This window comes from Bacillus sp. hwrm1, from assembly GCF_040207805.1.
GTDB lineage: Bacteria > Bacillota > Bacilli > Bacillales > Bacillaceae > Bacillus > Bacillus velezensis.
Window position 1 is genome coordinate 1,771,405 of record NZ_CP157943.1, and the last position, 22,492, is coordinate 1,793,896.

The 22,492-nt window shown below is 38.2% G+C and carries 20 protein-coding genes and 1 pseudogene; 9 read left to right on the plus strand and 12 right to left on the minus strand.

Going from position 1 to position 22,492, the window contains the following annotated elements:
- Entirely contained in the window at window positions 1–585 is a 585-nt protein-coding gene (gene xpt, locus ABK447_RS09060; RefSeq protein ID WP_015240076.1) for a xanthine phosphoribosyltransferase, read from the plus strand.
- Window positions 582–980: pseudogene (locus tag ABK447_RS09065) on the plus strand (solute carrier family 23 protein); the annotation flags it as partial. The gene xpt and the pseudogene ABK447_RS09065, both read left to right, overlap by 4 nt.
- Before the next feature lie 19 nt (window positions 981–999).
- Here the strand turns inward: ABK447_RS09065 and ABK447_RS09070 are convergent.
- Both ABK447_RS09070 and ABK447_RS09075 read right to left on the minus strand, forming a co-directional pair.
- Window positions 1,000–2,541, minus strand: a complete 1,542-nt coding sequence (locus ABK447_RS09070) for a recombinase family protein (protein ID WP_160229000.1) — start codon at window positions 2,539–2,541, stop codon at window positions 1,000–1,002.
- A gap of 248 nt (window positions 2,542–2,789) precedes the next feature.
- Entirely contained in the window at window positions 2,790–3,770 is a 981-nt protein-coding gene (locus ABK447_RS09075) for a thermonuclease family protein (RefSeq protein ID WP_197200256.1), read from the minus strand.
- A 262-nt stretch (window positions 3,771–4,032) separates the two neighbouring features.
- Here ABK447_RS09075 and ABK447_RS09080 point away from each other — a divergent pair, with 262 nt between their 5' ends.
- Window positions 4,033–4,467, plus strand: coding sequence for an SMI1/KNR4 family protein (locus ABK447_RS09080; RefSeq protein WP_096034961.1), 435 nt, complete (start codon window positions 4,033–4,035; stop codon window positions 4,465–4,467).
- A gap of 43 nt (window positions 4,468–4,510) precedes the next feature.
- Here ABK447_RS09080 and ABK447_RS09085 read toward each other — a convergent pair whose 3' ends face one another.
- Window positions 4,511–5,524, minus strand: coding sequence for a hypothetical protein (locus tag ABK447_RS09085; protein WP_228842147.1), 1,014 nt, complete (start codon window positions 5,522–5,524; stop codon window positions 4,511–4,513).
- Between the two features lie 265 nt (window positions 5,525–5,789).
- Here ABK447_RS09085 and ABK447_RS09090 point away from each other — a divergent pair, with 265 nt between their 5' ends.
- The gene (locus ABK447_RS09090; protein ID WP_349909909.1) at window positions 5,790–7,544 is read left to right on the plus strand and encodes a T7SS effector LXG polymorphic toxin; all 1,755 of its coding nucleotides are present in this window, start codon (window positions 5,790–5,792) and stop codon (window positions 7,542–7,544) included.
- Window positions 7,544–8,104, plus strand: a complete 561-nt coding sequence (locus ABK447_RS09095; RefSeq protein ID WP_038458787.1) for an SMI1/KNR4 family protein — start codon at window positions 7,544–7,546, stop codon at window positions 8,102–8,104. The genes ABK447_RS09090 and ABK447_RS09095 overlap by 1 nt, the downstream gene beginning before the upstream one ends.
- A gap of 294 nt (window positions 8,105–8,398) precedes the next feature.
- On the opposite strand, the gene ABK447_RS09100 is transcribed toward ABK447_RS09095, so the two are convergent.
- On the minus strand, window positions 8,399–8,488 hold the full coding sequence (locus ABK447_RS09100) for a putative holin-like toxin (protein ID WP_076982784.1): 90 nt from the start codon (window positions 8,486–8,488) through the stop codon (window positions 8,399–8,401).
- A 202-nt stretch (window positions 8,489–8,690) separates the two neighbouring features.
- On the opposite strand from ABK447_RS09100, the gene ABK447_RS09105 reads away from it, so the two are divergent.
- From ABK447_RS09105 to ABK447_RS09120, 4 genes are all read left to right on the plus strand, one after another.
- Window positions 8,691–9,032 carry a hypothetical protein gene (locus ABK447_RS09105; protein WP_064778345.1) on the plus strand — a complete coding sequence of 114 codons (342 nt, stop codon included), beginning with the start codon at window positions 8,691–8,693 and terminating at the stop codon, window positions 9,030–9,032.
- A 127-nt stretch (window positions 9,033–9,159) separates the two neighbouring features.
- The gene (yunB, locus tag ABK447_RS09110) at window positions 9,160–9,918 is read left to right on the plus strand and encodes a sporulation protein YunB (RefSeq protein ID WP_076982785.1); all 759 of its coding nucleotides are present in this window, start codon (window positions 9,160–9,162) and stop codon (window positions 9,916–9,918) included.
- A gap of 216 nt (window positions 9,919–10,134) precedes the next feature.
- Complete coding sequence (locus ABK447_RS09115) at window positions 10,135–10,467, plus strand: YolD-like family protein (protein WP_064778347.1); 333 nt, start codon at window positions 10,135–10,137, stop codon at window positions 10,465–10,467.
- On the plus strand, window positions 10,460–11,710 hold the full coding sequence (locus ABK447_RS09120; protein ID WP_197200350.1) for a UV damage repair protein UvrX: 1,251 nt from the start codon (window positions 10,460–10,462) through the stop codon (window positions 11,708–11,710). The genes ABK447_RS09115 and ABK447_RS09120 overlap by 8 nt, the downstream gene beginning before the upstream one ends.
- A gap of 163 nt (window positions 11,711–11,873) precedes the next feature.
- On the opposite strand, the gene ABK447_RS09125 is transcribed toward ABK447_RS09120, so the two are convergent.
- The 8 genes from ABK447_RS09125 to ABK447_RS09160 form a co-directional block, all read right to left on the minus strand.
- Window positions 11,874–13,034, minus strand: a complete 1,161-nt coding sequence (locus ABK447_RS09125; RefSeq protein WP_020954197.1) for a tetratricopeptide repeat protein — start codon at window positions 13,032–13,034, stop codon at window positions 11,874–11,876.
- Window positions 13,035–13,185: 151 nt separating this feature from the next.
- Entirely contained in the window at window positions 13,186–13,491 is a 306-nt protein-coding gene (locus tag ABK447_RS09130) for a hypothetical protein (protein ID WP_099762739.1), read from the minus strand.
- A gap of 338 nt (window positions 13,492–13,829) precedes the next feature.
- Window positions 13,830–14,081: a phage holin gene (locus ABK447_RS09135; protein ID WP_014470077.1), complete on the minus strand. Its 252-nt coding sequence runs from the start codon at window positions 14,079–14,081 to the stop codon at window positions 13,830–13,832.
- A 12-nt stretch (window positions 14,082–14,093) separates the two neighbouring features.
- Entirely contained in the window at window positions 14,094–14,465 is a 372-nt protein-coding gene (locus ABK447_RS09140) for a hypothetical protein (protein ID WP_014472511.1), read from the minus strand.
- Between the two features lie 106 nt (window positions 14,466–14,571).
- Window positions 14,572–15,618 carry an N-acetylmuramoyl-L-alanine amidase family protein gene (locus ABK447_RS09145; protein ID WP_079005041.1) on the minus strand — a complete coding sequence of 349 codons (1,047 nt, stop codon included), beginning with the start codon at window positions 15,616–15,618 and terminating at the stop codon, window positions 14,572–14,574.
- Window positions 15,619–15,787: 169 nt separating this feature from the next.
- Window positions 15,788–18,337 carry a peptidase G2 autoproteolytic cleavage domain-containing protein gene (locus ABK447_RS09150; RefSeq protein ID WP_241745096.1) on the minus strand — a complete coding sequence of 850 codons (2,550 nt, stop codon included), beginning with the start codon at window positions 18,335–18,337 and terminating at the stop codon, window positions 15,788–15,790.
- A 13-nt stretch (window positions 18,338–18,350) separates the two neighbouring features.
- Window positions 18,351–19,166 carry a hypothetical protein gene (locus ABK447_RS09155; RefSeq protein ID WP_197200349.1) on the minus strand — a complete coding sequence of 272 codons (816 nt, stop codon included), beginning with the start codon at window positions 19,164–19,166 and terminating at the stop codon, window positions 18,351–18,353.
- A 20-nt stretch (window positions 19,167–19,186) separates the two neighbouring features.
- Window positions 19,187–22,483 carry a phage tail protein gene (locus ABK447_RS09160; RefSeq protein ID WP_241745095.1) on the minus strand — a complete coding sequence of 1,099 codons (3,297 nt, stop codon included), beginning with the start codon at window positions 22,481–22,483 and terminating at the stop codon, window positions 19,187–19,189.
- Between the last annotated feature and the right edge of the window lie 9 nt (window positions 22,484–22,492).

A 22,492-nucleotide genomic window follows, 5' to 3' on the forward strand; every position in this document is an offset into this window, starting at 1 on the left:
GTGGAAGCATTAAAACGAAAAATAGCAGAAGACGGAATTGTTCTTTCTGATCAAGTGCTGAAAGTGGATTCTTTTTTAAACCATCAAATTGATCCGGTTCTCATGCAGCAGATCGGCCGGGAATTTGCGCGCCGTTTTGAAAAAGACGAGATAACCAAAATCGTCACAATTGAATCTTCGGGCATTGCTCCTGCGGTGATGGCGGGCCTTGAACTCGGCGTTCCCGTCATCTTTGCGAGAAAAAGGAAGTCTCTCACATTAACGGATGATCTGCTGACGGCATCCGTCTATTCTTTCACGAAAAAAACAGAAAGTCAGATTGCTGTCTCCGGAAATCATCTGTCGAAAGATGACCGCGTGTTAATCATTGACGACTTTTTAGCGAACGGACAGGCGGCAGAAGGACTTTTATCCATTGTAAAACAAGCAGGCGCAGCGGTTTGCGGGATCGGAATCGTCATTGAAAAGTCATTTCAGCCGGGAAGAGATGAGCTGGTGAAAAAAGGATGCCGGGTCGAATCACTGGCGAGAATTCAATCGCTTGAAGACGGAAAAGTGACATTTGTACAGGAGGTCCGTTCATGAAAAACGGCTATGCCAAAACACTTTCCCTCGGTATCCAGCACGTGCTTGCCATGTATGCCGGCGCCGTCGTCGTTCCCTTAATTGTAGGAGCGGCATTGGGACTGAACGCAGAACAGCTGACATATCTCGTATCAATTGACATTTTTATGTGCGGGGCGGCTACGCTGCTTCAAGTATGGAGGAATAAATGTTTCGGCATCGGCTTGCCTGTTGTGCTCGGCTGTACGTTCACCGCGGTAGCGCCGATTATTTCCATCGGTAAGGAGTACGGGATTTCAGCCATTTACGGGAGCATTTTGGCATCGGGTCTGCTTGTCATTCTGCTGTCGTTTTTCTTCGGCAAGCTCGTATCCTTTTTCCCGCCTGTGGTAACCGGATCTGTCGTAAGAATTATTGATTGAGTACGACATAAACCTAGTTATAGTAGACCTTGATATTCAAATTCTTCGTACCATCTCCCAAATCCTCGACCGTATACGTTATATGACTAATGAGCATCTTTAGTATTAAGTTTATTTCAGAGTTAGACATCCCGTCAGTAGACTCAATCATCTCCTGCACTTTATGATGACTCCATTTTTCTTTTTTTGTCTCAGCGCTAAGAGCATTTTGAAACTCAGTAGATGCAATTAATTCTGCTAAGTCATTTTCAGCTTTTTGAAGTGTCTCTTGTGAAATTTTCAGCTTTTCTTTGTACTCTGTTTTACTGATGTCCCCATCTAAGTACATTTCCTTTATGCGTTCTATTCTTCCCTTTGCCTTTTTAACAGCTTTTTCTCTTAAACCAATAAGCTGAGCTGTATAAGAGTCATCATTAACATCTTGCTCAGTAGGGGAGAAGAGAGATTCATTGTATTTTTTTATTTCCTTCATAATTGACTGGAACAGTACTTCTTCATGAATTCCTTTTGTTTCTTCGCATTCTTTTGTTCTTTCAGCAGATTTTCGTAAACACTTTCTAACGTGTTTTCTTCTGCCTTTGGGTTGTTCTATAGCTTGTGCTTTATGACAATAAGGACATCTAACAATACCAGAAAGCCTGTGGGTATTCATATTTAAACGTCTTCCGGCCAATTTATATGTTCTAAGTTTTTCTATTCTATTTAGGATTAGGGCATGTTCTTCATCAGTTTTCATGGTTTCATGATGACCTTTTGCAATTAATACTTCATCTAAATTTTTATTTTGAACAATACTGTTATTGCTTTTGCTTTTCTTGTATTTACCAAACCATACATAACCCCTATGAAAATCGTTGGACAGAATTTCTGAAACAACTTCTCCGTACCAAATAGAACGGCCGGATGGGGAGGGTACTTTTAGTTCGGTTAACATCTCAGCAATTACTGTGCAAGAATATTCCTCTTCTAAGAACCATTTAATCATCATTCTATATATTTTTTTCTTTTCCTCAACAACTACTGCAGCTTTAAGATTCTTGTCCCACTTATAACCGTATGGAACTGACCCTGAATGCAGTCTACCTTCTCTTGTGGCATTTTTCTTTCCGTTAATTGTTCTCCGTTTTATTGCTCTATATTCACTTCGGGCAATTATTGATTCAAACTCAGAAAGCATTTCGTCGCCTTCGATTGATAAATCATATATTTTTTTGGGTGTAATAAACAATGTCCCACTTTGCTTAAATGCTTCAAGTATACGTCCGGAATCAATTTGTGACCCTCTAGAGAGTCTGTCCATTGCTACAGCACAAACTGCGTCAAACTCGCCATTTTCAATTCTGGGCAACAACATTGAGAACATTGGTCGTTCATCAATAGTCTCACCTGAGACAACTTCCTCAAACCACTGAACATTTTTAAAGTTCTCTCTTTTTATGAGATATTCTAGCTCATTTCTATGTTTTGCGAGCGTATCTTCTGAATCTCTGTCTTCTCTGGATTTTCTTGAGTAAACTGCTATTTTTGAATTTTCGTGTAACGCCAAGTATTTCATCCTTTCTTCTTATTGTAAGTGTAGTTAGATTATATCATGCGCATTGGAATTTCTTTATAAAATCCTCATTTTAACGAAACATTTTAGATCAGCTTGCTTATTAATCTAATTTAAAGTATCCTAATTGATGTATCATAGGGGTTTAACAGCCACTATAGACCACAGAGTCCCTCACAGAGCTCTGTGGTTTTTTATTTAGATAGAATATACCCAAATAAAAAAAGAAGCCTCAGAGGGCTTCCGATGGATTAATTCTTCTCACATGCAAAGTTGTCATTATCGCGATCCATCTTAGATGTATAAGCAGGGTGAGTCCTTGGTACGCCATGCGGGTATTTCTTTCTCAGCTCTGTGCAGTTTGCAAAGTGTTCTGTTCCTCCAGCAGAAGGGGAGGCTTGTGCAGAGTTAGAAGAGCTGCTTGATGCTGAACTGCTTGAATTTGAATTGCTAGGGTTCGATTTATGTGTCTCGGATTGGTGTGTTGTAACTGACTTTTGAACCGGCTTAGATACACTTACTGATTTCTTCGGTTTCGTTGCGCAGCCATTAAATCCTTTATCAGTCGCATATCCATTCTTACTCCAAATCTTCAAGTCTTTATCTTTCGCAGCTTGCTCATCTTTCTTATACGTGTCTAAATACTTCGTGTTTGGCTCATATACATAAGCTACTCGTGCTAATCCTTCTTTAAGCAGTGTTTCTTGTACTGATTTGCCATCTGCGTAAACGTAAGCCAACATTCTGCCATACTTATCTGTGCGATCTCCTTTATCAAACTCCAGTTGAAGTTTTCCCTTGTTAACCAGCTGTTTATTTCTTGCTGAAGCATCCTCACCATATGGTTGTATGCAAGAGTTTGGCTTCTTAGTTTCAGGAGTGTCAACAAGCAAGTAGCGAACTGTTTTGACTTCGCCTTTATAGTTAACTTTAATCGTGTCTCCATCAACCGTTCTGTTAAGTGTTACATCGACTAGCTTTTTCTTATTGTCAGATGCCTTTTTATCGGACGAATCCTTCTTTGAAGCATTTTCGGCTTTTTCATTTTTGTCATTATTGCTGTTGTCGTTTGATTGAGAATCTGCCTTTGTCTCTTTTGTATCCTTTTCTTCTTGCTGTGTTGTTTTAGTCTTATCTGAATCTGTTTTATCTGTAGAAGCAGAATCAGACCCACATGCAACCAAAGAAAAGCTTAAAGATAATGCGCAAATACCTAACAGCCATTTCTTCAATGTAATTCCCCCAATTTGTTTGTTCTGTCTCTATATCGGACAAACCTTCCTAATTATAAATATAAAACCAAAGATTGTAAATTTGATTTTGTCATTTTAAAACACTCAAATAAAGTTGTGTGGTAAAATTTAGTGGTCTAAACCTTAGAGGAGGGAAAGTTATATGGAAGAAGGGAAGTTAATTCAAATGACTCTTAATGGAATAAAGGAAGCTGTTTCTAAATACGGAACATTCCCTATGTTTCATCATGGAGGATATGTCATGGAAGATGCTACTTTTCATTTCAAAGATCCTGCTAGTCCTCAAGAAATTAGCGATATAGAACAGAAGCTAGGTGTTACCTTCCCTAATGACTATAAAGAGTTTTTGTTACAGCACAATGGGATGGAAATGTTTGATGGGATTGAAATACTTAGCTTAGAGGGAATCATTGAATATAATGAGGTTCAAGATTTCCCAGAGGGATACGTTTTAATTGGATATCATTTTGATGGAAGATATGTCATAGACACAAACAAATCAAAAAATGGATTAGGTTATATGCTATATCTAGACTCAATTGATGATATTGAAGATGCGCTTAACTTAGATTCGAATTTTGAAATATGGTTTGATATGTTAGTGTCTTCTAATGGAACGAAATATTGGGAAGTGAATCCGAATATCCGAGAGTATTATAAACTGGTTTCAGAATAAAAAGACTCCGCATAGGAGTCTTCATCTACATTCATCTACAATTTTACTTCTTTTTTGTATAAGAAGCCCACCATGGATTTACTTCTTTCCTGTGAAAATTCACATCGATAGGAATTAAATTGCTTGTCTGATTTCCTCCACCGTACTCTCTAGGTAGTTGATGATGAATCTCAAATTTTACCCAAGTTTTTTTGCCGTATTTTTTATCATACCAGTTCCTATATGCTTTGCGTTCTGTAGTTCCCCATTTTACTCTTTTATCGCTAGGCACCCATTTAATAAATGCATTAGGTGGAGCTAATATATTTAATCCTGATTGCTTATCTGTGTAATTGGAGGGGAAAAACATTCCCTTCATATTCGTTAGGTATAATCCTTCAGTCCAGGATATCGTTCTAACAGTTGGTTTTTTCCCTGCCCAAGTAGCAATTGCGCCGCCAGTATACTTCCAAAATGTTGTTTTGTTTACATTAATAAATTGATGAACTTCCGATCCCTTTTTCACTTGAGTCCCTACAAAGGTCTTTCTAATAGTATGGGGGCAAGTAAATTGTTTGTTATAATAGCCACTCTTGCATAAACCCTGATGTACTTCTGCTGACGCAGGAGGAATCCCTACTATTTTTGAAATTTCAACTCCGTGCATCACTTTATTAACTTTTCCACCTAAAAAAGTGTGACTGAAATAGATAATACTTTTTGCTTTTTTCTCAACAGTTTTCCGTTGGTTTTCAGAGGTGACTTGTCCAGATGATGTCTGATTACCATCTTTGTCATAAGCTATATAAGTTTGGTATGAACTTTCAACATCCATTCCTTGTTCCTTAGCGATTTTTTGCAGCTTACTTTCTGATCCGGCTAATTCTCTTTTAGATGAATCGGTGTTTTGCGGTTTTTCGTTTACTGTTGAGATACGTTTGTTTAGGTCAATGCCAGTTGTATTATTGTCAGTGATTTCTTTGTTTGCCGTTGCCTTTACATCATGGAGGGGATAGCAAGAGAATAATAAAGAGAGAGCTATTACAACTAACCAAATGCTTTTTGACACATACTTCATAATGGTTTACACTCCTTTTTCTTCTGTTTAAACCTGCTATGAGTATCTGAGATGTAAATAAATAATATATTTTACAATTAATACCTCCTTCCGTGAGGATAGTATCACCTTTTCCATTTTTTATCAACTGAATTAAGCCTATTTTAAGATTTTGTTAAAGTTCAAATCTCCTAAGAAAGAGACCTTCGACAAAAGGAAGAAGCTCTCCTTACATGTAATTTTATGTGGTAAAATTTAGATAAGATTGAGTGGGAAGGAGACAGATATGAAGGTATTTGAAGCATCCTCGTTAATCTCAGCAGCGGAAAAGCGAGCAAAAGAATACGATCAGATTAGAGAACAATTTATCAATCTCAGAAAAGCATTTCAAGGAATGGCTGATTTAGATGACAGCGAGTTTTCAGGTAAAGGTGCTGATAACATTAAAGCATTCTTCCAAGATCACGCTGGTGTTACAGACAGCTGGCTTGATCTGATCGATATGAAGATTGCTTTTCTTAACAGTATTTCAGGAAAAGTAGCTGATGCCGGATTAGCCGATTCGTTTGTGGAAGAGTCATTTTTAGAGCATGAGTTGATTCATGCGAAGAATAAGTCAAAAGCCATCATGCAAGAGCAACGGAATGAAATGAGGGATATTCTTAATGAGATAAGTGATATTGTTCATCTTGATGTTTTCTCTACAGAGGATGTCGATCAAAAGCTGGATTCAGCAGACAAGAAACGGGACAATACCATACACAAGCTCGGCAAGCTTGATCACGATCTAACGAAAGAATACGCAGAAACCGAAGCGAACGAACAGTTCATCCAAGCCGACTTTCAACAGCTCCAAAATGCCACGGGTAAAGGGAAAAACGCAACACCACTTCACTATAACGCCAAGGCGTACAGAGAAAGTGACATACATAAGAAAAAAGGCGATATCGTAAGACATTCGGATGCTTATTTGACGATTAAAAAGGAAGAAGCGAAAGAGCGTGAAATCAAGGATCTGAAGAAAAAGCTCGCTGATGGAGTAACTGATCCTGATGAATATTTAGAAATCGCGAAGAAGATCGGCTATGAAAACCTTGAACCTTCCCAACAACAATATGTGATGCAGCTTGAACAAGCAAAACAGATGGAAGAAGCCGGAGAAGTGACTTGGGATATTTTAAAAGGAGCCGGCGTTGGTTTATATGATGTCGGGAAAGACACGGTAACAGGTTTATGGCAGCTGATCAGCAAGCCTGATGAAGTTGTTGAAGGTGTCATAGGGGCAGTTGCTCATCCGATTAACACGTATAATTCCATTTCAACAGCTATTGAGGAATCGTATCAAAAAGATATGGTAAATGGAGATGCTTACTCCAGATCAAGATGGGTGACATATGCGATAGGTACGGTAGTTACCTCTGTAGTAGGCACAAAGGGAGCCGGTTCTCTTACAAAAGCTGACGTAGCAGGAAAAGTCACCTCTAAAGTCAGTAAAGCAGGCCAAAAACTGAAAGATGTCTCAATTGCTGATTTATTGCCTTATAATCCACGTTACGATGTTGTTCCGGCTGGAGGAGTTCCTTATAATGTAGTTAACGGTGAGAATTTAAAGGATCGTCTGCTTCAGTTAATAAAGTCCGCCAATCCTAGAACAAGGTTGCCTAGAAATCATGGGAGATGGGAAGGGACTCCTGGTAACGGTAAATGGCACTCAGATAGACCTGACGTTAATGCAGTTACTAAAGGAGAACCCGTCACTTTTATAGATGGCAGACCGATTTTTACACCATGGAGCAAAGGGACGATTAAGTTTAAATCAGGAGAACTGAAAGGTACTAAAAAGGATTTTCCAGCAGTTTATAAACGTATTCAAAAAATGAAAGGCTTTAAAACCCAAAAAGAAGCTGAAAAATGGCTGAAAGAAGTAGTTAGATTAACACCGCATCATTTAGACAATAACACCATCCAATTAATCCCTATGGATTTACATGGTAATATACCTCACGTAGGTTCGGCATCTGATTTAAGAGGAGGATTTTAATGGGTATACAGGCAATCAAGAAAAAAATGAGTGAATTTTATTTAGATATAAGACTTGATAAGAACATAAATTCTCATCAAGTCCTTAAAAAGTTTGAGGACGAAAATTCTTTCGACATAACAGATGAATATAAAGAGTTTCTCAATTTATACGGGGAATGCTGGATAGAGGAAGATAATGTGTTTTTCCCTGTTTTAGAGGACAATCCACTAGCAGATAACGGTAATCTCCGGTTGGGATATTTCTACGGTCTTAATAACAATGATGCTAATATTATCAAATTAAAAGAGGATCTTTCAGAACAAATGCCGGACTGGATTATACCGATTGCTGATGGTGACGGAGGAGATCAAATTTGTCTTGGTGTGAAAGGAGAAGCAACAGGAAAAGTTTATTTTTGGGATCATGAATTGACAAATGGAATAAAAGACACATTTTTGGTCGCAAATTCTTTCTCTGACTTCATTCAAAGTCTGTTTATTGAAGAGACAACAGATGAGGACGATGAAGACGATGGTATTTTATCTATTGAGCTAGATGATGATTTATTAAACAGTTAAGCAAAAGTATTGCAATTGCATGATGTAGCAGCATAAGTGTCCTTAGGCAAAGTGAAAGTGGTTTAATCCATAAAGCAATAGTATTGCAAATACCATTTTTATGTGGTTATAATTAGTGTAGATGATACAGTTATATAATTATTTTTTGCATTTGATTTGTGGAAATGCATAAAATAAAAAGACCAGGGTGTTGGTAGCACCCCGGCTCTGTACAAAAAGCTGCCCATCAAAGGGCTTGCTCAGCAGTTGTTCATGATAGGCCTAACCCTTCAGGTTTCCAGGCTCAAGGGAGGTCTATTTTTTATTTATATACGTCAACAGGGCGATTATAAACGACCCGAATGCAAGCATTAACATTAATGCCTGAAATGTTGACATAAGCATCACCCCCTTTCGTAGGGGATGAGCAAGACTCCCTTGAGTGAGCATGCTTTAATGTAAAGGAATCATTATACACTAATTCCAAATATATGTCTGTGATTATTGGAGCCTTATTGACAATAGACAAGTTATAATGTAGTACTTTTCTTTTTGAAATTTGTGTTATAAGATATATTAAGATTTTCAACAAGAGAGGAAATTTATCATGAAGAAAGAAATTTTGCTAATTCATAATGGCTCAAGCATTACATATGCAGACCCACATGAAGCTGCTAGGAGTTATGCTAAAGCTGTCATTGATGGGGTAAATCCTAATGAAATAGAACTATATACTGACATTGCCGTAAATCTTAAAGACCAAGCTAAACTGATGAAACAATTTAACCAGGAACTATCTAAGATTGTAAATACAAGAATTCCTATGATGGAAGAAAACACAAAAGAGCTAAGCAATGAAATGGAAAATTCACATCAAATTTATAAGGGAATTTCAAAAGAAAGCATAAAAAGAAAAAGGATTAGAAAAACGAAAATAAGCAGGCTATAAAAATAGCCCGTCATTTGCGTGATCAGAAAGAAAAGCAATACTTTGTGCCGGAGTTTTTAAGTGTGAAAATAAATTACTATGTCCCCCCTTACAAGCATACATTGTGATATGTAAGGGGGGATTTTTCTTGCCTAGATACCGGAGCGCTCTTCGCAAGAGAGGGCCTTTGCCTTTTCGGTATGTGTTGCTTCTGTCGTTTGCTTTTTTTATCATATCGACGGTCATCAGCCTCTGGATGATCAACTCCTCAATCAAACCGGTGCTGATGAACATAGGAGAAATGGAAACCAAACGGGTGGCGACAGAGGTCATTACGGAATCCATTGAAGAATACATGTCTCACAGCGACAATGTGAAAGATATGGTCGATATGAAAACGGATGAAAACGGAAAAGTCACAACGATGGATTTTAATACACAAGTGGTCAACAGCATGAAGGCGAAAGTGACAAAGCAGCTTCAGGCTCATTTGAAGGAAGCGGAGTCGAACAATAAGCAGCATGAAACGGAAAAAGGCGCGAAAACGGCCGATGAAATTATGATTAACATCCCTTTAGGGCAGGTCACGGGAAACAGCATTCTCGGAAATCTGGGGCCGAAAATCCCCGTGCGCTTTAACCTGATCGGTGATGCGTTAACTGATGTGAAAACAAAAATAAAGCCGTACGGCATTAACAATGCCCTGATCGATATCAGTATTTTTGTGGAAATTAAAGTGAAGGTCATTATTCCGTTTGCCAGTAAAACATCAGTCGTGACAAATAATATTCCGGTCTCCATTAAAGCGATTCAAGGAGAGGTGCCGCAGTTTTATAACGGAAGCGGCGGATCAGGTGTGACGCCTTCCATCCAGCTGCCGAATGAAAAAAAGGAGAAAGACAAATAAAGACACACAGCCGCATTTTCTTCTGGCGGCTGTTTTTACTTTTTCCTGCGGATTTCTTGAAACTGAACTCAAGTATCGACTAGAGCAGCCCATAAAGCTTAGTGGATACTTGCTGAATAGTCATTTCCAACAATTACATCGAACTATTGTTCTTATTTATATTGAATAAAGAACATTTGTTCTGTTAATATTAGATCAATAAAGGAGTGATTCAAAATGCTTAGAGATCGAGGGGCGATCAAATGGACTTCCATGATGCTTCCAGAACATTTAACGCAATTAAAACAGGACTTGTTAGATGTTTCGAAAATGGAGAAGCCATCTTTAGATGAGCAACAAATTGAGGAGATTGACATCCTGGTTTCTGAAGCAATGGCGCTGAATAAAGAACTAAAGTTTAAGCTCTTTAAAGAAGGGGTTGCCGAGGATTTAATCGGTACAGTTCAATATCTCAATTACGAACAACACAAATTGCATGTAAAAGATCATCACGATCAAACCGTATACATCACCATGAATGACATCATAGGAGTTGCTTACAATGATTGATTACTCACAGTTTCCACGTAAAAATATACTTTGTGTAGATATGAAATCCTTTTATGCTTCAGTTTCAGCTGTAACAATGGGATTGAATCCAATGACATGTTACCTCGCTGTAGTTGGAAACACGGATAGACAGGGAAGTGTCGTCTTAGCAGCATCTCCTGCACTTAAAAAAGATTATGGAGTCAAGACTGGTTCCCGGTTATTTGAGATTCCAGATGATCCGAGAATTCACATAGTAAACCCGCAAATGAAACTTTTCATCAGAGTTTCAACTGAAATCACTAAATTGTTTTACAGGTTCGTTCCTGAAACATGTGTACACACGTACTCAATTGATGAATCTTTTTTAGATGCAGGAAAAGAAAATCCTGAAGTCATGGCAGAAGCAATTCAGAGCAGTATGAAGAGAGAGTTTGGCTTAGTTTGTACTGTTGGTATTGGTGACAATATGTTGCTGAGTAAGTTAGCTCTTGATTTAGAGAGTAAGAAAACAAAGACTGGGATTGCACGGTGGAGATATGAAGATGTTCCAAATAAGCTTTGGTGTGTTCATCCGTTATCTGAAATGTGGGGAATAGGAGGGAGGATGGAGAGGAATTTAAACCGGATGGGGATTTCAACTGTTGGTCAATTAGCTAAATATCCATTAGAGCTACTTGAAAAACGATTCGGCATTATGGGCAATCAGCTTTATTATCATGCACATGGAATTGACCTTTCTGAAATTGGAGCTCCTTTGATGCAAGGGCAAATAAGCTACGGGAAAAGTCAGATATTACTTAGAGACTATACGAAGAAAGAGGATATCAAGGCGGTTCTCTTGGAGATTTGTGAAGAGGTTGCACGAAGAGCACGAACACATAACAAAGTAGGGCGCACAATTAGCTTGGGTATTGGTTACAGTAAAGATGAGTTCAGCGGCGGCTTTCACAGAGCTAAAACGATTGATTTGCCTACAAATATCACAATGGATATTTATCGATATTGCTTGATGTTGTTTGATAAATTCTATACAGGCAAAACGGTACGAAGTGTTTCAGTTACCTTATCCAATATTGAGGATGATGTAAATCAACAATTAAGTCTGTTTGAAAAAGATAATGAGAAGAGAAGAAAGCTTGGATTCGTTATGGACGGGATAAGAAACAAATACGGATCTAAAGCGATCTTACGAGCTGTTTCTTATACACCTGGAGGCACAGCTTTGCATAGAGCAGGTTTGACGGGTGGACATAAATCATGAGAACAGAGAGCAGCTCCCTCTGTTCTCCTTACAAAGTCATTAGTTTTTTACGTTTCGGCTCTTTCAGCAACCTTGAACGTATCATTTTGTTGTTGGAGATAGGAAGCACCCACTGTTCCGGCAACGCCGAATAATAGAACTGCACAGATAAATAGTTTAGTTTTCATATTGCTTCTCCCCTTTTGATTTGTCTTCTTGCTTCATTTGCCAAACGATAAAATTCAACTGCACCCCAAGCATCCTGTTTTCCAGTGAGAAAATCTGCTACAGAGACACCATAGCTTTCCATGTCAGGGTATATACTTCTTTCTTTGAAGAACTCGAATGTTTTCCTAACTAAGTCTAAATCATAGTCCAAGAAAAGTCCTTTAACCATTTTTAACTTTTCAAGTACCATTTCATTGTTATGCCGTTCAGCCAACTGTTTGGCCTGTTCATAAAATTTTTTTGCGTTTTCAATGTCATTTTGCCTTCCCTTTAAGAAGGAGATAACAAATAATGTTTTAGCAGCGTAATCATGATTTTCCGGCTCAATGATTTGAAGTGACTTATTAAAGTGAAAAAATGCTTTATCAAGTTCTTCCATTTGATTATAACATAATCCAATATTAAACAGTGCTGAACGCATCAAATGCCCACGATTCTTTTCACTTTTGTTTAGCTCTACTGCTTCCTGATACGCTTTGTATGCTTGCTTTAAAGCTTCATCAAACTTCATACTGTCCAATAAATTACCAAATATGACGAATTGACAGCGTACCTTTTGTACCCCGTATGTAGGGCTCCCGTCAATAGCAGGTTGCTTTTTAAATATATCGTAAGCCCTCATGGCATAATTCATTGAAAAATAAGTCTGTTTCATGTGGTAATACACTTCTGACAATTTAAAATAAAATTCAGCTTTTTCAACTTCAATATCTTCGCTCTCAATTGAATCCAAATATCTCTCAGCTTGTCTATAGTGATTAAGGGAGAATGCCAACTCCTTTTGTCTAAAATAGAACATGCCCATGAAAAAATAATAGTAATATTCGAGCATTCCAGTTAAGTTTTCATGGCCTTCGTATGCTTTTAACTCACCATAGTTTTTCTCAATGTCTTTTATAGCGTTAGGATACATATATGCCAACATTAGCTTATGTCTAAACTCAAGTAGGGAGTAGTATAGTAAAACATCTTGGTTTTCTTCCATAATTTTTATTTCCTGCATAACTTCTTTACGCATTTCTTCTGCTCTACCGACCCAATTCTTTTTAATAGCCACATACCAATGATTCATCTTTGTTGCTACTAAATCATAAGGAATGACCTTTTCGTTCTCCAAGTCCTAAACCCCTTTCAAATCCATTTTATTATATAGTTGCATTGGAGGAAAGAAATGTAAAGGGAATTTGAGTGAAAATTAAAAACAAATCAATAATTCGATTATGAACGAAACGAAAAAAATACCCTCCTCGTTAGAGAAGGGTATATGATCAGTTTGCTGTTGCTTTTAGAGAAGCAAGCCACTCATCTAATGTTCCAGTGAAGCCTTGTTGAACGGCTAATTCATATGCTGATTTTCCATCTTTACCGGCAGCACCAGTAGCTCCTTTAGCACCGGTTGCACCAGTATCACCTTTGTCTCCCTTAGCGCCAGTAGCTCCAGTGTTGCCTTTTTCACCTTTTAGTGAAGCTAACCATTCCTCTACAGTTCCTGAAAAACCATTGTCCACTGCGATTTCATAAGCAGACTTCCCAGTGACAATTGAGACATTAACCATTGGATTGAAAAAACTCATTTATGCGCCCCCAAAAAGTTATATGTAATTCCTGACTCAGAAATTTTGAAGCTTGTGATAGGTGAATCGTGAGCGTCCATTTGAAAGCCTTGTCCAGCCCTTAAATAGATAGGATCTCCACCATTGATTGATACGTGGCATTCCTGATCATTCGAAAAGCTGAACTTATAGAAAGAATATTTAATCGTCCAGGTTGCAGGTGGGGAGGGGATTACTTCATGGTTAGATTCTGACTTCTCAAGCATTGGACTTCCGATATATCCAGATCCTATTTGCATAATCAACAATCATTCCTTTCTTCTTGAAAATGAAAAAAAGGGGGAGATAAACTCCCCAAGTTATTTTGGCTCTGTGTATTCCATGGCTTGATCGCTGTCTGAGATACCTGTAGTGGTTGGATCCACTACAACCCCCATTGCAGTTAGAAATGTAAGCAAAGCATTAAATTTCTCAGTAAGATCATCGCTAAACACAGAAATGTCGTATCCAAATGCAGATGCAATTGCTTGTGCAAACAAAAGAGTTGCAGAGAAGATTGCAACCAGGAATGTTTTCTTTTTAAGTCTTACTTTCCAGTTAATTTTAGTCATTAAATCGTCTCCTTATAAATTAGCTAATTTGGTGATATCAACACCAGCGATCTCTGCACCAAGCAGTAAGAGAATAATTAGAACTAAAATCTTTAATGTCTTGCCGAATGTTCCTTCTAATAAGTTTTGAAGCCATTTTGTTTGCGACTGATTAACTTGCTGAAACTCATTTCTTAGTCCAGCTATCTCAGTGGTGAACAAATTTTTTGTTTCAACAAGGTTTTTTTCCTGATTCTCAACAACAGTGGTAAGCCTAATGAGCGATTCACTTGTTGTTTTTTGTGTTTCCAACATGATTTTTCTATCTTCTGCTTGTTCTTTAAGACGTTCTTTTATATGAGCGACCTCGGTCTTTAAAACTTCATAGTTTTCTTTTTCAGCCACAATGCAATCATCCTCCATAAAAAATAGGAGGTAATGTCACATCACCTCCTAAATAATCATTGATACACTTTGAGCTACAATCATTCTCAAAGATATTTAAATATATTTAGATTTTTGAGCCAAATTGTCCTGAGATGTAGCCTCGTTTACCTTTGTAGATAACTTCCCAGTAACCCTTAGCATTGTTTAACCCTTTCACTGAGCCAGAAATGCTGACGGTATCACCTAGCTCCACAGTGCCGAGATTCTTCGCTTTGTTTTTATCAGGTCTGTCCATTACGATAGCAGCGCTTTTTACTCCGACAACTTTAATCTTGCCTACAGATTTGATTCCACTGCTATCAGGCTTAGAAGTGGGTTTAGGCTTTGGGGTTGATTTTCCAAGCTCAGCATCACTTTTAATGTATTTCACATTTACATATCCGCTGTATGTAGCGCCTTTGGAGTTTGTATATTTGATATAACCCCAACCATTTTGAGTTGATCCTTTTTGGTATTGGACAGTGGAGCCTTTAGGAAGGGCAAGTACAATAGAGGAGTTCGCATTGCGCTGAGTTCTCACATTAAGACTGTCTGCGATAACTGTGTTCTTAACATAAGAGCCATTTGTTTTAACGACTTTTGTTGGCTTTGAAGATGAGGAAGAAGTTTTCCCGCCGAGTGCTTTCAATTCAGCAGCAATAGAAGCTTTAACAGCATTCCAACGTCCTTCATCAAGAACTCGATGTGGGCAATACTTGCCAGACCAGTCTTGATGCTTTTTAACTCGATCTATGCCCCAGCCACGTTCTTTAAGGAGTTGTGCAATAAACTTAATAGCCAACGCTTCAGCTTTTTTATAGCGCTCTCCGCCTGATTTAGAGTAGCAAACTTCTACACCGATGGAAGTCCGGTTTCCTGAATTCACACCTGATCCATCACCCGTATGCCATGCATTACGATTTGTAGGAATCCCTTGGACAACCTCTTTATCATCTACAGCAAAGTGAAAAGAAACTTCATTATTGTTACCGATCATATAACTAACTTCATTTTGCGCTGGTGCGTCGTTGTATGTATTGTGAAAAGTGATGAATGAAGCAGATAATGCATATGGACATTTGATTGAATATTTGTCTGGTGATACTAACATTTGTCTCGCTTGAATAGCCATATTAAACATCTCTCCTAAATTAAATTTGAGCACAAAAAAGAGAGAAGGGGACAAATCCCTATCTCTCTTTATCTCACGTATGCTCTTGTTATCTCTGTTTTTGAATGCCGTAAATTGAATAAAATTTATATTTTAACTAGAACATAACCACCTCCTTTAATTATAAGGGTTACTTAATTAAGCAGATGGCAATGCCATAACCGAGCTTGTCTGAATATGGAGTTACAATCTCCATAGCCTTCCAAGAGTAAAACCTGTCTTCTGTTTTTGTGCCGATTCCATAATTACCTTCAATTCGATCTCCCACAGAAACAGTACTGTCCACTTTTACATAAACCTGTCCGAGCAATCCTACTATATTCCATTCAGGACGTTCTTCACGAGGGACGTAATCTATTTTTTCAATCCACTCAGGGTTTACTTTAGGCAGTTTCTTAACATCACCGGTTTCTGGGTTGACCACATCTTCATATATATATCCACCAAACTCATTCTTTAAATATCTACCTTGCCAGTGAATGTCAGCTCCGCCTAAAATAGTTCCTGCAGTTTCGGAGATTACTCCGTGTACATCTTCACCTTTTCTCGCCGGACGAATTTTAGCTCCTTCAAGAGTGACAATAGTCCCTGTCGGAATTGCTTTTCCGTCAAGGCTTTCAAAATACTCAGCGTAATCACTAAAGGTGGCTCCGCCATTCATCTTTCCTGCAGATGTTATATCTCCATTCATGGAGTTTAGCATCCATTTAATATTTGCTCTGGATGGAGTAGGGCCATATCCGCCAACCACCATATAGCGATCATTTTCACCAAGTTTTACACCTCCAGAAGCGTGGATTTCACGTGATACATTTTGCCCCTCGATATGAGAATCATTGGAGTTGTAAACACCGCTACGAGATCCATCTACAGAGCTTCCGCCTGATGAGCCGAAAACGTTGGTTCTTGTTCCCTTTGCAACGCATCCTCCGGTAGTGGCTCCAACTAAAGTGGCATCTCCAAGTGCTTGAGGTTCACCCGATGAAGCTAATACTGCACTAGTATTTGTTTTAGCATAGCCAGAAGTCGTAGCCCCACGTAGACCGCCCTTGAAATTATTCGGGATAAACGTGTAGGTTTTTCCGGCAATTTTACTGGGAGTAGCGTATTGTTCGCACATCGCAGCACTAATATTAGCTTGTGAGTTAGTACAATAAACGCCAATTGAACCTGCTTTGTTTGTTCCCGTCATGTTAACGTTATTGATATTGACTGAGCCAACTTTACTTCCAACAGCAATACCCACTAATGCAGATTGGTTAATGGTTACATTCGAGATGTTTACATTGTCTGATTTTTGAGCTCCACCGATTACATAGATATCGTTACTTGCTGTTGTAAACCCCGAAACAGTGATGTTGCTTAGGTTGATATTTCTGCTCTTATATTGAGTAGAGATTACTGTAGTATTCTTATAATCATACGTCGGATCACCAATTGCATTGAAGTTTGATACGTTGACATTTCTATAAGCGGAAATGACAAGTGCGCGAGGATTTAAACCTTGGTAAAGGTCACTGAAAATAGGGTGTTGTGCAGTGCAGTTAACGATATTAATGTCAAATGCACTTGTGGAGATTTTTTCGGAGGCTAGGTGGAAGCCAATATGTCTAAAGTCGAAAGCGCGGATATCATTTTCGGAATAGCAGTTTATTAAGTTTACGTTTCTTGCTGCAGGTGCTCTGTTGTGAGCTTTGACTTCAAAACCCCTGCAATTTTTTCGGCTGTAACAGTTCACAAGCCATACGTTTTTAGAGCCATCATCAATTTCAAAACCGTTTGAATTTGAAGCTCCTTTGCTGTGTGCGGATCCATTAGCGTCATAGGCGTAACAGTTAGTGAAGAAGATGTAGTCTGAATAGTGAGTTGTGAAGCCATCATCACCATAGTTAGTTGCAGTACAATTTTCAATCCAAACATATTTGCTACCATTTGGCTGATAATGATCTGCTCCATCAGAAGAAGAGTTCCAAACAGGGGAGCTTACATCAAAACCGTGTACACCTGGATTACGAGCATTGACGTTTCTAACCCGAACAAATTTAGAGTTAACAATACCCACACAGTTTGCATTTGTTCCATTTGTAATGGTGTTGTCCTTTTTGTCTAAATTCCAATCGAGGTCTAAGTCTTCAATTAAGATATATTCGTTTCCGTTTGTGTAGTCGCTATTGGTTAACACACAAGATGTTCCGGCAGCAGTTGGATGAAGCTTGATAATAGACCCTGATCCAACACCGTAAAGTCTGACATAAGAAGGGATATGTAATCCTTGAACCATATAAATACCTGCAGGTACAAAAACCTCTCGTTTCCCACTTGCAAAGGCAGCTTTGAAAGCTTCAGTGTCATCAGTAACACCATCACCCTTAGCCCCAAAATCCTGAACATTGACACTTCGTCTGATAAACTCATTTAAGACTTTATCAACAATTGTTGCACCAGCTGCAGGGATTTTTGAAATGTCTCCAATAGTGTTTGTGATATCTGTTAAACCAGAATCGACTGTGCTTATTACGTTTTTAATATCCTTAGAAGCTTTATCAAAAGCCTCTTGAATATCGTCTGCAGTATATCTGATATTATTTGATTTTAACCCTATAGCATCAATGGGTATCCATTGCTCTGTTTCTTCGTCCATATAACCCATTGTGTTTACGGGAATTAAATTGTCGCTCAATCTATACTCCTCCTTATCCTTTTCTAATCCAAACCATACTTCCGTCAGGGGGTTCTACAGAAGGTTTTATCCTCATCTTTTTGGGAGCATTGTTCGTTCTCAACCATACTGATCTGATGTTGTAAGGCTCAACATAGCTGGAAACAATGTTGAAACCATCATACTTATCTGACACGCTAATATTTATCCAGTCGAAACCATCCCATCGATATTCAATGCCTGTTTCTTTTACAGTGACAGTCCAACCAATTTGAGGGGAAGGATAAGTGTTTAATAAATCCTGATAGGTGTACACAAACGGCAAGTAAATCTTCCTAGTGTTTTCAACTACATACTCATAATCTGATGTTGCTTGTCTGCACCAATTTGTTATTTCAATACATCTCTTGGTGACACGTTCACATTCAGCAATACGTTCGTTGATACGAATAATGGCATCTTCAGCATCATCAATTAAGCCTTGAAGTGTTTCAATGACCATATTTCCTTGCCGTTTAATCCAAATTCTTGAGGCAGGGAAGAAGGATGCGCCTTCTCCTTGATATGTAAAAGTAAGTGATTTGCCTTCATTTGAACCATTGAAAAAGACAACTCCCATAAGGTAATCAACCTTAAAGTAGTTGTCTTCTAATTCACCATCTTCAATTTCTCGCCATTCTTTACTGTCACCACTAACCTCGACCCTGTACTCACGGTTAGGTACTTCTGTAAGTAAGACTCGATCATTGTAAACAGTTAAAGTTTCACTATAGCTTAAATAAGGGTCATCGATTGAGCCCTTCCTTTTTTGAGAAAGGGTGGGATCGTTATAGAGCTGAGGAAAATCCAAACTAAATTCACCGTCCTTTCTTATTGTGTAATTGATTTGAGCAATTCTTCTAAGTGCGCGACTCTCTCTTCTAAACTCTGCAGTCTTCCCTTAGTACCACCTAATGTTTGTCCTCTAATAATGGATTCAGCCTTCTTGTCAATTACGTTGTAAACAGACTTCTCATCTGAAATTGCGTATACAGAATATCCTTGCCACCAATCTTGAGCTTGAAAAACTCTAACCCATGCTTCAAACCAATTCGCCTGAATTGATTCATTGTATTCCCCTAGGTCACCGAATGAGTTATGGGGCTGTTCAGGAGAGTTACTGTAAGGTGGGATGCCAAGTTCACCAAAGAAGATCGGCTTATTCCATTTATCATAAAATGCTTTGATTTCCTTAAATATATTTTGTCCTCGTCCATATAACGGTACACTATAAATAGCATCAATTAACTGATCGACAGATGGATTTCGATTATCAGTTAATTCAAAGTAAGCTGCTATTGCAATAATATCAACTAGTCCGAATAAAGGATTGTTCAGCTTTTTATTATATGCAGCAATCGTTTCGGGAGCCCACTCAGCGGTTACCCAATAATTTGTCCGGTAGAGTATCTTGCCAGAAAATAAACTCCTTAGGGCTGTAATAACTGATTTCCACTTTTCTGTTGAGTCTTCCATATGAACTAAGTTTGAAGCAATGTATAAGCCGTCTAATTTAAATTGTTCGCATTTTTTAGCGAAGTCTTGCAGGATGTTGTTCCATGCTGCGAACCATTGGTCTAGATCAGAAGGTGCCCAATCGGTTTCAGCTATCGTTCCATTTGCGATGAAGGGGTAGGGTTCTAAAATAATGTTGTACCCGTCATTTTTGAGTTTAGGGATCATATCCCACGCTTCGTTATAAGTGTAATCCACAACAGTTGGATTTGAGTCTGAAGCATCCACTGCATTAATAAGGATAGGAATAGTGATTGTATTTAAGTTTAAAACAGTTGAATCATAACTGACATCGGCATAGTATTTACGGCCAAATGCTGAAACATTTCCGCCTTTCCATTTCAAGGGGTTGACCAAAAGGTTATTGAGTTCAATGTTTTGAACGCGACTATCGTAGTCGGACAGCTTAGTGTCAACTTGTGCTGCTGTGGTTTCAACTAATTCAGCAGTTTTTTGATCACTGGAAACCCATTTTTCGCCGTCGTAAGATGAAACAACACCTGTAACCGTATTAGTCCATAAATCGTTTGCTTCTGGTTCCTCAGGCTCGGTTGAGGAGACCGTGTATTTCGAGCCATTTAGCTTTCCTTTAACTTCTACAGTAGAAGAAGGGAGGTAGGGGTTTTCGTTTGGGTGAAGGGATTTTACGATGTCAGATCCAATGAATTGAGTTATCTCTATATCTGCATCAACTCTTCGATAGGCTTGAATACCAATTGTGTAGTACATATTGGAGGGGAGTCCTGTAAATGTAGCAGCTCGTTTGTCATACTTTACATTCTTCAAGTCTTCACTTGCCATTTTTGAGCCAAAAACGTACTCTTCATTTTTGTTGCTTCCATGCAGATAAATTTCAAAACCATCAATATTGTATTGATCTTCGTCTGATTCAACATAGTCCCATTGGAAAGTTACGTCAACAGAACCATCATCATTGGTCGTATGAGAAATAGCAGTGCCGTCCTTTGCAATAACAGGGGAGGCGGGTTTAACAGCAATCCTGTCATTACGTCGGTTGAAGTTTTCAGTAACCTCATCGTACTTGATTTTCCTTTTGTTTGTCTCAGTGCTGATTTTATTTGTTCGATAAACTGTTTTCAGCATGTTCTCAAAATCCGATGAAGCGCGTTTACCATTTGAAACTGTAACGCTCAAGTTAGACTGTTCAAAATCAATCGAAATAGCTGTTATTGTTGCTTTTACATCGGTATAGAAGCTTTTCTGTTGTACCCTTACGATGTCGCCAAGAGAAAACCTGTCCCAGTTATGTTTTTCACTAATGCAATTGAAAAAGTTCACTAAACCTAATGTAAGATTAACAGCTGGTGCATTTCGGTTTTCAAGTTCTTCGTTTGCAGCATCATATAGTTCATTCTCATCAAAGATACTGTCATTAGACCATTCTGCTGTAATAATGTATTTTGAAAGTTCTTTCTGGAGATCAGTGCTGAAGTTCTTTTCAAAAGACAGTTTATCTTTAAGGGCGGTAATCTGTGTTGAAATTTGTGTAATAGAAGCTTGTATTGCTTTAATTTCTTCTTTTTTTGATTCAACTTCTTTTGATTTAGCATCTCTTTGCTTTATTAGATCAGTAGTATCATCGCCGGCTTTACTTGCAACTGTAATCCTGTCCAATATCTTTTGGAAATCAAGTTGCAACGTATATAGGTCATTATTCGATGCTGTTTCTTTTTCCTCGGCTTTCTTTTTCTCATCTAAAAGTTTGTAGAAAGAACTGCCTTCATTATTAACCAGGTCGTTGTAATCTAAAATTGCATGACAAAGTGCATCAGACATGTAGCTGCTTCTTTCGATTACATTTCGTTTCTGGTCACGCTGAAAAGGGTAGAGGAAGTACGAAAAATCGTCTATGTATGATTGTCCGGTTGGATTTACGGAGTTGATGCTTAATCCATCTTTGCCTGTAGCATAAATCCTTGTAACGACATCATCCATATCCTCAATGTCATCCAGAGAAATCATATATTGGGCAGGAGTTATTTTGAGTCCCTTATATTTAGACACATCGGATTCTTTGTAAAAATCAACTGTACAGTCAATTGTATTAAAAACAGGAATCGCTTCGAATTTCTCGCAAATCGAATACATAAAATCAAGCTTGTTTGAAGAAGAAATATCAAACTGTCTGTATTTTAAATTGAAGAGGGGATCAATGAAACCGATAGACCATTCAGTATTTTTTAGGCAGTCGGTAGCGGCCTCTTTAAGATTTTTCGAAGTTTCTTCATACTTAATGACACCTTGCTTAGAAAGTACATATTGAAGTGATTTGCATTCAACCTGGATAGTGTCCATATCATTGCTGTATGATTTGGTTTTCTTGACTACTGTAAACCAGATTGTAAGTCCATAAAATTCTGATTTTATTAAGTACCAGGGCCTCAATAGATCAACAACATGATTCCGTTTATTTACACCATCGTAAGTGGCAGTTAAAGGGATTGAGAATGTTAATTCGTGTACATTGCTGCCGTGATTGAGCGTTACCATAGGATTGATTACTTCATCAATATTTGCGATCTTTGTTTTATTTGGTTTAGCTAGGGAAAGACGAATATCTTTAATTTCCGTGTCTTTACGAATTGTAATCAAATGTCTAAC